Origin of the sequence: Niastella sp. OAS944 (genome assembly GCA_024809215.1) — a bacterium.
GTDB lineage: Bacteria > Bacteroidota > Bacteroidia > Chitinophagales > Chitinophagaceae > Niastella.
Map to the genome: position 1 here is coordinate 301,075 of JANUBW010000008.1, position 12,383 is coordinate 313,457.

The window sequence follows — 12,383 nt, forward strand, 5'->3', positions numbered from 1 at the left end:
CCCACTGAACAAAAGTGTTCGGGCGGGGTTGCCACGTTTAACGGAAAATGGCTGCTAATATTGAAACGGAGGCTCTAAATGTTTGCAAAAACCGGCACTTCAAACAAATTAACAATCAAACTATTAAGCAAACGTTTGTGTACGTTATTTTATGAAATTTTAATGTAGCGGGTTCGGTAGCCGGTTATCTTTGCCAAAACTTTTTTTAATGCGCCTTCTATTAGCAACGATTTGTTTTCTGGTGTTTTGTTTTACAGCACCCGCTCAAACCAAAACCAAGGCCAGCACACCGCCTGCTCCCACAACCGTTAGCCGCCCCAAATTAGTGGTTGGTATTGTAATAGATCAAATGCGTTGGGATTACCTGTATCGCTTTTATGATCGTTATGCTGCCGATGGTGGATTTAAACGTTTCCTGAATCAGGGCTTTAGTTGCGAAAACACCCTCATTCCATACGTGCCCACCATCACTGCCTGTGGCCATACCTGTATTTATACAGGTAGCGTTCCTGCTATTCATGGCATTGTAGGTAATGGCTGGTACGATCCTATAAAACAAAAAAATGTTTACTGTACCGAAGATTCAACTGTAGCAACTGTTGGCGCCGCTGCCGGTGCCCCCGGTTCTATGAGCCCTTTTAATATGAAAGTAACCACCATTGGTGATGAACTGAACCTGGCTACCAACTTCAGAAGTAAAGTAATTGGTATTGCCGTTAAAGACAGAGGTGGTATTTTGCCTGCCGGTCACTCAGCCAATGCCGCATACTGGTACGATTCACGCAATGGTAACTGGATCACTTCTACCTACTACATGAAGGAATTGCCCAAATGGGTACAGGACTTCAACAATCAAAAGTTAGTTGACAAATATTATGGCCTGGGTTGGAATACTTTATATCCCATTAACACCTATGTGCAAAGTACAGAAGACGATAAGCCTTATGAAGGTAAACCCCTGGGAGCCGAGCAAAAGGCTTTCCCTTATGATCTTAAAAAATTTGCCGGTACCAATTACGGTGCAATTTGCAGTACACCATATGGTAATACCATGACGGTTGAAATGGCAAAGGCTGCCGTAACCAATGAGCAACTGGGGGCAGATAATATCACTGATATGCTCACCATCAGTTTTTCTTCGCCCGATTATATCGGTCATGCATGGGGACCTAACTCTATTGAGCAGGAAGACGATTACCTGCGTCTCGATAAAGAGATCGGTGGATTCTTCGCCTTCCTCGATGCCAAAGTTGGTAAAGGACAATGGATGGTATTCTTATCGGCCGACCATGCCGTAGCACATGTACCCGGCTTTAGTAAAGAGCACAAATTGCCCGGTGGAATAGCGCCTGCCGGCCGCTGGCTGCAAGACCTGTCTAAGATCCTGGGCGAAAAGTATGGCAATGGCAAATTGATCACAGGAAACTATAATCATCAATTGTACCTCAACCATCCGTTGATCGATTCACTGAAGCTCGATGAAGAAGCAGTTACAAAAACTATTGTACAGTACCTGCGCCGTCAACCGGAGGTAGGACAGGTATTCCCTTTAAATGAATTGATGGAAGTACCCCTAACCGCCAAACAGCGCGATATGGTAGCCAATGGATATAATCAACAACTGAGTGGCGATATTGAAGTAATGCTGAAATCGGGTTATATGGAAGGTAGCGCTACAGGTACTACCCACAGCGCCTGGAACCCCTACGATTCGCATATCCCATTATTGTTTTATGGCTGGAAGGTGCCTGTTGGTAAAACAAATCGTGAAACTTACATGACCGATATTGCCGCCACCCTGGCCGCCATGCTGCATGTTCAAATGCCTAGCGGTTGTGTAGGGAAGGTGATTGAAGAGGTTGCTAAATAGTAGGTAATAAGTTTCAAGTATATAGGGCGGGTCTCCTTCCAAAGGGGCTCGCCCTTTTTGTTACCTGTTGCCGGCTACCAGTTTCCGGGAATACAGGATTTGCAGAGTGCTGAACATACACAGCGTTTTGTAATGGCAGGCCCGGCAACCGGGACCCTGTAACTGGTAACTGCAACTTTTTTACTAACGGCCGTTCTACATAAGCCCTTCCCCAATACATTTGTAAACCAAAAAATACCTAACATGATGTACTCTTTGCATGCTCATACCCGGTGGCTATTGCTGCTGATGGGCATATTTGTTTTACAGCATGCTGCTGCACAGTTAAATACCGAAGGCAAATTACCCGTCGATGCCAAAGTGAAGATCGGGAAATTGCCAAACGGGCTTACCTATTACATTCGCCAGAATAAAAAGCCAGAGCAAAAAGTGGAATTGCGGCTGGTGCTGAACGCAGGTTCTATTCAGGAAGATGACGACCAGCAGGGGCTGGCCCATATGGCCGAACATATGGCCTTCAACGGTACAACGCATTATAAAAAGAATGAGATCGTTAGCTTTTTACAGAACATTGGCGTTGGGTTTGGGAACGACCTGAATGCCTATACCAGTTTTGATGAAACGGTATATATTCTACCCATACCAACCGATAAACCTGGTAACCTGGAGAAAGGCTTTCAGATACTGGAAGACTGGGCACATAATGTAACCTATCTCGATGATGACATCAATGGCGAACGCGCCATCATTTTGGAAGAAAGCCGTATGGGCAAAGGCGCCAATGATCGCATCTTTAGAAAGATCTATCCCCACTTATTCGAGGGTTCAAAATATGCCAAACGGTTACCTATAGGCATTGACAGTATTATTAAGAATTTTCCGATTGATAACATCCGTCGTTTTTATAAAGAATGGTACCGGCCTGATCTGATGGCTGTGATCGTTGTAGGCGATATTGATCCGTTAAAGGCCGAAGCCATGGTAAAGAAACATTTTACCGGGCTTACCAACCCTGGAACCGGGCGTAAGAGAGAATATGCCGATGTGCCACCTTACACTTCTTCACAGGCTATGGTTGTTACCGATAAAGAAGCAACCAATTATCGCGTGGCAATAAATTACCCTGCCACTAAAAAAGAGGCTGCTGTAACGGTTGGCGATTACCGCAAAGACCTGATTGAGCAAATGTTTGTATCGATGCTGAATGAACGCCTGCAGGAGCTTTCGCAAAAAGAGAACCCACCATTTTTGTATGCAGGGGCCGATTTTGATTCATATGCCCGCGGCTATCAATCGTTTAATGCCATGGCAGCGGCTGGCACCGGCGATGTGCAGCGGGCCACAAATGTGCTGGCCGAAGAAATTGAACGGGTGAAACGGTTTGGGTTTACTGCTGCCGAGCTGGAACGTGCCAAAAAGAGCACCCTGGCGCAATATGAACGAACCTATAATAACCGCACTAAAACAGAGTCGGCCGATCTGGTAGAAGAATATATGAACCACTTTTTGGTAAACGAACCAATACCAGGTATAGAGAAGGAGTTTGAATACGTAAAGCTCATGCTGCCCGCTATAAAGCTCGATGAGGTGAATGCGGTCTCAAAACAGATACAGGGACAACAGAACCTGTTTGTGTACATGAGTGGGCCCGAACAAAAAGAAACTGATAAGCTGCCTGCTGAAAGCGAGTTACTGGCGATCATCGATGCAAAAGCAAAGGCCGATATTAAACCTTATGAAGAAAAGGCCGTTGCGTCAACGCTGCTTAGCAAAGAACCAACAGCGGGAAAAGTAGTTAAGATCACAAAGAATGTTTTACTGGGTACAACTGATTATGAATTAAGCAATGGGGTTACTGTAACGTTGAAACCCACCGATTTTAAAAGCGACCAGATACTGATGGGCGCTACCCGCCCCGGTGGTAAAAACAATTATGCGTTGGCCGATAAGTTCAACGCCGAGTACATGGTGCCGGCCACGGTATCTATGGGGGTTGGACAGTTTTCGCCTACCGATCTTGGTAAGGCGCTGGCTGGTAAAACGGTAAGTGTTGATCCTGTGTTTACAGCTATCTCTGAAGGCTTCAGGGGCAGCAGCAGTGTGAAAGACCTTAAAAGCCTGTTTCAGTTAACTTACCTGCAATGTACAGCGCCACGGGGCGACACTGCTTTGTTTAACGGGTTTGTACAAAAGAATATTTCGCAGTTTGCTAAAATAAGCGCCAATCCCCGGGCTTCGTTTGTTGATACGTTATATAAGGTAATGTTTAACAACAACCCACTGGCGCCGGTAGCTGTGCCTAACAGCACTTATTTTGAAAAGATCAATTACAAACGGGTGTTGGAAATTCGCAACGAACGGTTCGGCGATGTTAGCGGCATGCACTTTGTGTTTGCCGGTAGTTTTAAAGAGGCAGAAATAAAACCGCTGATTGAAAAATACATTGCCAGTTTACCTGCTACCGGTAAAAAGTTCAGTTTTACCGATAATAAAGTGCGTCCTGTAGATGGTAAAAGAACGCTTAACGTAAATAAGGGGAAAGAGGAGCAAAGCCTTATTTTGGCCTTTTATACCGGCGAAACGCCCTATAATGAAGATATAGAACTGAAAACGCATGCATTGAGTGAAGTGCTGAATATTCGTATCATTGAAGAGCTGCGCGAAAAGATACAGGGTATTTATGGTGGCGGCACGTATGCCGAATTGGAAAAGTACCCTTACAACAATTACAGCTTTGTAGTACAATTGCCTTGCGGTCCGCAAAAAGTTGATACCCTGTTAAAAGCAATAAAGAACGAGATGAGTGGTATGGTGGCAAAAGGGCCCGATACATCGTATATAAATAAAGTAAAGAAACAATGGCTTGAACAACACAAGCTAAACATGAAAGAGAACGGCGTTTGGGTTGAGAAGTTATTGCAATACAAGCTACAGGGCGGCGATCCCGACCGGTTTGTTCATTATGAAAAGTATGTAAACAAACTAACGCCAAAGGATGTACAGGATGCTGCCAAACTGGTGCTCGATGGAAATGAGTTTTGGGCTATACAAATGCCAGAGAACAGTAAAAGCGGAACAGCTGAAGAGCCAAAGAAAGGTTTTTAGCAGCTAAACGACTATAATACAATAAGCCAAAGCCCTCCGATGCATCGGGGGGCTTTGCTATAAAGACTATTAATGTTAGATAACACATTCTGCCTGCTATATTTAGCGTTGAGCGTTCTGCGTTTTATGTGTATTTTATTGAAATGCAATGCCCTTGAGCGAGCCCGTAATAGTGCTTAAAAATGCACCTGGTGAATTCGCGCAAATGCTGATGCTGCAAGCAGTTCACGTGAATTTTTGCTCACACGTTTTATTATTATTTTCCCCTAAAAAAATTTGTTTATTATATCCTAAACACTAACTTGCAGGAACAAACGGATATAGCAGAACTCCTCCCTATTATTGTGATTGCACTCTGGATTTGAAAGCTTGGATATTATGCAAGCTAGGCCCTTCATGAATACTATTGTAAAGGAAAAATACATTGTTAGAACTGTACGACTTGCAAGCGTAATGCATTGCATGTGATATAAATAATTGAAAATTATTGTAAAGATATCCCGGAGGTGAGAGGTGTCTTTAGTACCGGCTTTAATTAGTAGCGGGTGAAGCTTTGTTCATACATAGCATCGTTAAGTTGCTCTGAAAAATCATCCGTTTAATGATTTCGCTGGTTTAGGGGTTGCTAGATCACGACAGTCGGCCGCATGGCTGGCTGTCTTTTTTTTACCCCCGGCCCCCTAAAGGGGTATGAAAGTGTATTAGTTACGTAGTTGAACAACCGAATAAAAATAGTGTTGCGTTTGTTCTGCAGGGTTATAATGTTCAACATAAAACAATTGCTAAGGGTAGATGCACTTTGGGCTTTGCGTTACGCCGCGCCCTTGTAACCTGAAACCTGAACTATTGCGATGTAAACCATTTATTGCGAGCTCCGAAATGAAATAACTAAGAACTATAAACTGAAAACTAAGAACTTACAAAGGCATACATTTTGATTAAATACCATTGAACTCTTAAAACATATGGTATGAAACGGTTTAAAGGTATTTGGTTAATAGCTTCATTTCTTCTTTTATCAATAGTTGGTGCCAGGGCGCAGGTGAATGTAAGCGTCAATATAGGATCACAACCTTTATGGGGACCTTCCGGTTACGATGTAGTGGAATATTATTATCTGCCCGATCTGCAGATGTATTATTATGTGCCATCGCATCAGTTTGTTTACCTTAATGGCAATAACTGGGTCTTTGTAAGAAATTTGCCGGCGCGGTATCGGGGATACGATCTCTATTCCGGTTATAAGGTAGTGATCAATGAACCCAAACCCTACCTTCATTTTAATGAACATAAAGTAAAATACGCCACCTACAAAGGTGCCAAAGGAAAACAGGTTGTCATCCGCGACAGTAAAGACCCTAAATACTTTGTTGTGAAAGGGCATCCGGGAAATGCAAAGGGGCACTACAAAGCTGAGAAAGGTAATAAAGGTGGTAAAGGTAATAGTGGCAATAAGGGGAAGGGAAATAAGAAGGGTTAGTAAGTTATTCAGTTGTTCAGTTCGTGAGTCGGCAAACGTGAAACGTGAAACGGCAAACACCCAAATTCGAGATTAGCGTTCGATCGGCGATTGGCAATAAATTTGGAGAGGCGCAGGATCAACTATTAACTTCAAAGCGCGGCAGCCTGTATTTCCTTTATCAACTCTATTACCTCTATCAACCTTTCAACTATTATTCCGTCTGCCGCACAGAAGCCCTTGTCAACTCGTCAACTTGTTAACCCGTCAACTTCCTAACAAACTCTTAAATCAATAACCCCCCACTCATTTTTATCTTGCTATTAACAGATAACCAGCTGAAACACAGTTCTTATGCAAAAGTTTGTTAATTGATCAGTTGTCCACATTTACTATTAAACCGGGTATGTAATTTGGTTTCTCAACAGTAACTAAAATCGATGATTTATGAAACGGGTTCTACAGATTCTGCCAATTCTTGCCATCTTAACAACAGCTTCAGCTTACTCCTCAAAAGCACAGGTAAGTGTTAGTGTAAATATCGGTGCACAACCCAACTGGGGACCGGCCGGTTATGCGTCAGTAGATTACTATTACCTGCCTGATATTGAATGTTACTATTATGTGCCTCGCCAACAATTCGTTTACCTGAGTGGTCCGGAATGGGTGTTCTCAGCCTCGCTTCCAGCACGCTACCGTGGGTACGATCTGTATGGTGGTTATAAAGTGGTTTGCGAAGGCCCAAGGCCTTATATGCACTACAGAGAGCATCGGGTAACTTATGCCCGTTACAGGGACTACAGAGGCCACCAAACCTGCATACGTGATTACAATGGCGGCGGCCATGGCGGATATTACGAGCGTGGCCCACGGGGTGGTGGTTATTACGGACGGGGTGAAGGACATGGGCATCATGGGCATGGCCGTGGTCATGGACGTGGACATGATCGTTGGTAATCTGAAATGAAGTAGGAGGTAAGAAGTAGGAAGTAAGAAGAGTAATATACCTCAGACTCATAACTAAATTCAACCTCATAAAATAATGCGAGCACACCATTTGTAGTGAGCTCGCATTTTTATTAGCTTCTTACTTCTTATTTCCTACTTCTTACTTCGTATTCCTAAGCAACAGTAATATCCTTATCCAGATAAACATCCTGTGTAGCCTGCAACAACTCCACACCCTCTTTGAACGGACGTTGGAATGCCTTACGGCCAAGGATCAATCCCATACCACCGGCTCTTTTATTGATAACAGCAGTGTATACTGAATCGGCCAAATCGCTGGCGCCTTTACTTTCGCCACCACTGTTTATTAAACCAACACGGCCACTATAGCAATTCAGTACCTGGTAACGGCACAGGTCAATAGGGTGATCAGTTGTGAGTTTGTCATATACCAGGTTACTTGTTTTACCATGTTTGGTTGCCAGGTAACCGCCATTATTGGTAGGCAATTTTTGTTTAATGATGTCGGCCTGCAGCGTAACGCCCAGGTGGTTGGCCTGCCCTGTAAAGTCTGCCGCAGTATGATAGTCTACACCATCTACTTTAAAACCATTGTTACGGGTATAACACCATAAAATAGTTGCCATGCCCAGCTCATGCGCCAGTTCAAACGCTTCGGCCACTTCTTTCAATTGGCGGGCACTTTCGTTACTACCCCAATAAATAGTAGCACCAACAGCTACAGCTCCCATGTTCCAGGCACTTTTAACAGTACCGAACATGGTTTGATCGTATTTGTTGGGCAGGCTTAAAAATTCGTTATGGTTGATCTTTACAACAAATGGAATGCGATGTGCATATTTACGGCTCATAATACCCAGCACGCCATATGTACTGGCTACGGCATTACAACCACCTTCAATAGCCAGCTTAATAATGTTCTCAGGATCGAAGTAAATAGGGTTGGGTGAGAATGCCGAACCGCCGCTGTGCTCAATACCCTGGTCAACCGGGAAGATGCTACAGAAACCGGTATTGGCCAAACGCCCATTACCCAGTAATGCCTGCAGGCTCCGTAATACCTGGTTGTTCCTGTTGCTGTTCAACCATATTTCTTCAATGTGGTTGGGAGAGGGAAGCGTGATTGTTGATTTGTCGATAGCGGTACTCTTGTGATCTAAAAGATAAGAGGCTTTGTCACCTAGAAGATCGATAATTTTTTTTGACGGCATACTTATGTTTTAATTTAACATGAATAGTCAATCGTGAATGCAATTCATATTCCAGGAAAAATCACAAATCTCAAATCACAAGTTCCAAAGAAAGAAATCACAAATGCCAAAACTCAATGCAAAGCCCCGATTGTGTATTGGGATCATTTGGTTCTTGGTGCTTGGATTTTGGAATTTCCGCCGGCAGGCGGTTTTATTTGGTTCTTGGATTTTGGAATTTGAAATTTCCGCGCCAGCCGCAGGTTGGCGCGGGCAAAGATATGCTGTACAAATATCCTATACAACGAAGCCCCGACGGTAACGTCGGGGCTGATATCATAATAATTTAACCCAATAAAGGTTTATGAAACTAAATTCTAATTATTAAGCGTTTCTGTTGATGCAATTCAAATCATTGAACGCAATTTCTAAACGTTTAATAAATGTTTCTTCGCCTTTGCGTAACCATACGCGCGGATCGTAATATTTTTTGTTTGGTTTATCTGGTCCTTCAGGGTTACCCAGCTGATCTTGCAAATAACCTTCGCTCTTTTTGTAATAGCCCAGAACACCTTCCCAAAATGCCCATTGCAGATCGGTATCGATATTCATTTTGATAGCGCCATAGCTAATGGCTTCGCGAATTTGGTGTTGAGGCGAACCGCTGCCACCATGGAATACAAAGTATACGGGCTTCTCGCCGGTTTTGAATTCTTTTTTAATATGGTCCTGGCTGTTTTTCAGGATCTCAGGACGCAGTTCAACATTACCCGGGCTATAAACACCATGCACATTACCAAAAGCAGCCGCTACTGTGAACAGGCGACCAACTTTACCTAACTGCTCGTATGCATAAGCCACGTGTTGAGGCTGTGTATATAATTTATCGTTCTCTACGCCGCTGTTGTCAACGCCATCTTCTTCACCGCCGGTTACGCCCAGCTCAATTTCAATACCCATGCCCAGGGGCTGCATACGTTTGAAGAACTCAACAGATGTATGTATGTTCTCTTCTAATGGCTCCTCGCTCAGGTCGAGCATGTGAGAGCTGAACAAAGGTTGTTTTTTCTCTTTGAAATATTGTTCGCCGGCATCAATTAAACCACTGATCCATGGTAGCCATTTTTTAGCGGCATGGTCAGTGTGCAGCACCACCGGAACACCGTAATATTTAGCTACGTTATGTATATGCAGCGCACCTGAAATAGCGCCTGAAATATTGCCCTGTAACTGATCGTTAGGCATTCCTTTACCTGCAATGAACTGTGCACCACCGTTAGAGAATTGAATGATAACGGGAGAGTTTACTTTTGCGGCTGTCTCAAGGGTAGCGTTGATCGTATTAGTGCCAATTGTGTTAACAGCTGGCAAAGCGAACTGGTTTTCTTTAGCATCCTTATACAAGGCTTCCAATTCTTCACCAAAGAGTACTCCTGGTTTGTATTTTTTCATCATTTTCAGTGTTAAAGCGTGTTGTTAGTTAAAATGATTTCAAAAGCGTTGGAAAATATTTAATGAATTATCTCTTTTTTTAATAAGCGGCGAAGATAGTCAATTTAGCAATGATAGTTGGCGTATTTGTTACATGACACGCGTCAGGTAATCGTAACCCATTGATTTAATGGGTGAAAGGCGAGGCCCTTTCTCAGGGATGCTCGCCTTATGATTAAATATAATTTAATGATTAACGGGCCGGGCTTTCAAAATATCATTGGTCGCCTCGCCCGGCAAAACCCTGTACACGGGAATATTAACGGCGTACCGGTTACAGAGCTCGCGAATACGGCGGTCGATCTGGTCGGCAGAATACCGTGCCGAAAAATGCCCCAGGATCAGTTGCTCCACCTTCGACCGGCTTACCATTTCCAGCACTTCTTCGAGGTAGCTGTGTTTATTGCCATGGGCAAATATCTGGTTATCGTCCTCATGCATAAAAGTAGCTTCATGTATCAGCACTTTTGTATTTTCCCAGCGGGTAAGGTCCTCTACGGGCGTGTCGCCCGAGTAGCCCAATAAAGTATTTTGGATCTCTATATGTGTATTGGCCTTGCCCTGTTCTTCAATTATACGTTTGATCTCTTCGCCGGGCAGGGTCGTTAATTCGGGTTTTAATTTCAGTTTCGATTGAATGACCTTATAACTAAGACTTTTAACGCCTGGTTTGTTTATTACATGGCCATTGGCGATGGCCTTTATAATGAGGTCTTCCTTTATGCGCAAATTGCTTTCTGGTGTAATGGCATTCCACACTGCACTTGCTACATGTGGGTCGAATTTTTCGGTAAAGTCTTTTATTGCTGGAAAAGAACCGGCGTCTTTTGGATAGTAAATAACAGGATAACCCGGCCGGGCATTCAGTTGATTGAATTGAAACAGGCCGCCAAGGTGATCGCGGTCGGCATGAGAGATGAACACATGTTCTATCCGTCGGCTTTTTTGTAGCAGATGGGCGCTTACGCCATCGCCGGCATCGAATAATATTCTAAACTCATCAATAAAATACCAGGTTGAAAACAGGGCGGTTGAGTAACCGGTAATTGTAAGTTGCATGATCGGGAATCTCTTGGTTGTCTAATCTTCAAACTTGCCCAGGTTCTTCTGGATCAGTTTTAAATTCTTTTGCAGGGTTTGCTTCAACTGGCGTTTAACCAGCTGACCCATTGAATTGCATTTATAAAATTGTTGGTTGTGAAAATAATCGCCCAGCTCGGCACGCAACTGATGTAACTTGGCGGGAACCGATATCTGGTCCTTTGCCATTATGTTTAACAGTTCCATCAGCCTGAAACGCGATGAGGCTACACGAAAGGCCATCATAGTGCGTTCTTCGGTTTGATACTGATGTATACTTTCTTTATTCAGCAGTTTCGAGCACAGGTCTACATACGCATAATTCTCTTTAAAGAATTGCGGGAAGTACAAATTCTTTCGCCCTTCATATGATTGCTGATCGAAGTCGATGGCGCGAATGCGATATTGATAATCCTCAATATCAGGGGTAATATCTACCACAAAATTGTACGAACGCATATCGCCCAGTAACCGCACAAAACAACGCTCATTGAATTTCACAAACTCCTTGGCCAGCCTGATCTTATTAGTATGCGGGTCGTTAAGGTGATTGGTAATGAACAGGTCGCCGGGGATACCAGGTATATGTTCTTCTACCAGTGTGTTCTGATTGGTAAGGTAGGTAATACGGTTGGGCGACAGAATGTGTTCCAGTTCCAAACCATAAATACGCGAGGCATCGGCGATCTTTATATAATAGTGATCGTAGTTGTCGTTGTACTTGTTTACAATGCGAATACGAAATGGGTTCGAATTACCAAAACTGCAATAATCTATTCGCGCTACATCGAGGTGACTGGTAAAAGTAAGGTCGCCTTCTGTTTTTAAGATGGCGTACATCTGAACCAGTCCGTCCCTGATAAATTCCCAATCGCGCATATCATACATCACGGTTTCCCAGTAGGTATCGTTCCCGTTTTTATCTTTTAGGGGGAATGAATAAGTAATTCGCAGCAGATCGTTATACGATACGGGCAATTTTACTTCGCGGCCATGATTTTTCAGGTACCCACGCAGGCGGTCATGCACCGGGAACATGGGCTTTTTGCGCGATGGTTTAATTGGCTCGTTGTGGTCTATGCTAGAATTCATATTGTTGAAGGGTAGTAAATGGTAAATAGCAAATTTGCTGAAATATTACACTGTTACAGGTTGCAGGTTACAAGTTTCAGGGCATTTCCTTGCAACCTGTACCCGGTAACCTGCAACGGCTCCTAAG

8 protein-coding genes are annotated in these 12,383 nt (G+C 43.6%); 4 read left to right on the forward strand and 4 right to left on the reverse strand.

The annotated features are described in order from the left end of the window. Positions 1-208 precede the first annotated feature (208 nt). The 4 genes from pafA (at position 209) to GGD38_RS27695 (ending at position 7,391) form a co-directional block, all read left to right on the forward strand. Positions 209-1,870, forward strand: coding sequence for an alkaline phosphatase PafA (pafA, locus tag GGD38_RS27680; RefSeq protein WP_375303015.1), 1,662 nt, complete (start codon positions 209-211; stop codon positions 1,868-1,870). A 243-nt stretch (positions 1,871-2,113) separates the two neighbouring features. Beyond that, a complete protein-coding gene (locus GGD38_RS27685) occupies positions 2,114-4,975 on the forward strand; it encodes a M16 family metallopeptidase (protein ID WP_375303014.1) in 2,862 nt (953 codons plus the stop codon). 970 nt (positions 4,976-5,945) lie between these two features. Further along, positions 5,946-6,455 carry a hypothetical protein gene (locus GGD38_RS27690; protein ID WP_375303013.1) on the forward strand — a complete coding sequence of 170 codons (510 nt, stop codon included), beginning with the start codon at positions 5,946-5,948 and terminating at the stop codon, positions 6,453-6,455. A gap of 426 nt (positions 6,456-6,881) precedes the next feature. Then, positions 6,882-7,391, forward strand: coding sequence for a hypothetical protein (locus GGD38_RS27695; protein WP_375303012.1), 510 nt, complete (start codon positions 6,882-6,884; stop codon positions 7,389-7,391). A 164-nt stretch (positions 7,392-7,555) separates the two neighbouring features. Here GGD38_RS27695 and GGD38_RS27700 read toward each other — a convergent pair whose 3' ends face one another. The 4 genes from GGD38_RS27700 to GGD38_RS27715 form a co-directional block, all read right to left on the reverse strand. Further along, positions 7,556-8,614 carry a class I fructose-bisphosphate aldolase gene (locus GGD38_RS27700; protein ID WP_375303011.1) on the reverse strand — a complete coding sequence of 353 codons (1,059 nt, stop codon included), beginning with the start codon at positions 8,612-8,614 and terminating at the stop codon, positions 7,556-7,558. 363 nt (positions 8,615-8,977) lie between these two features. Further along, positions 8,978-10,048, reverse strand: coding sequence for a class II fructose-bisphosphate aldolase (gene fbaA, locus GGD38_RS27705; RefSeq protein WP_375303010.1), 1,071 nt, complete (start codon positions 10,046-10,048; stop codon positions 8,978-8,980). Between the two features lie 222 nt (positions 10,049-10,270). After that, the gene (locus GGD38_RS27710; RefSeq protein ID WP_375303009.1) at positions 10,271-11,143 is read right to left on the reverse strand and encodes an MBL fold metallo-hydrolase; all 873 of its coding nucleotides are present in this window, start codon (positions 11,141-11,143) and stop codon (positions 10,271-10,273) included. 21 nt (positions 11,144-11,164) lie between these two features. After that, on the reverse strand, positions 11,165-12,256 hold the full coding sequence (locus GGD38_RS27715; protein WP_375303008.1) for a hypothetical protein: 1,092 nt from the start codon (positions 12,254-12,256) through the stop codon (positions 11,165-11,167). Between the last annotated feature and the right edge of the window lie 127 nt (positions 12,257-12,383).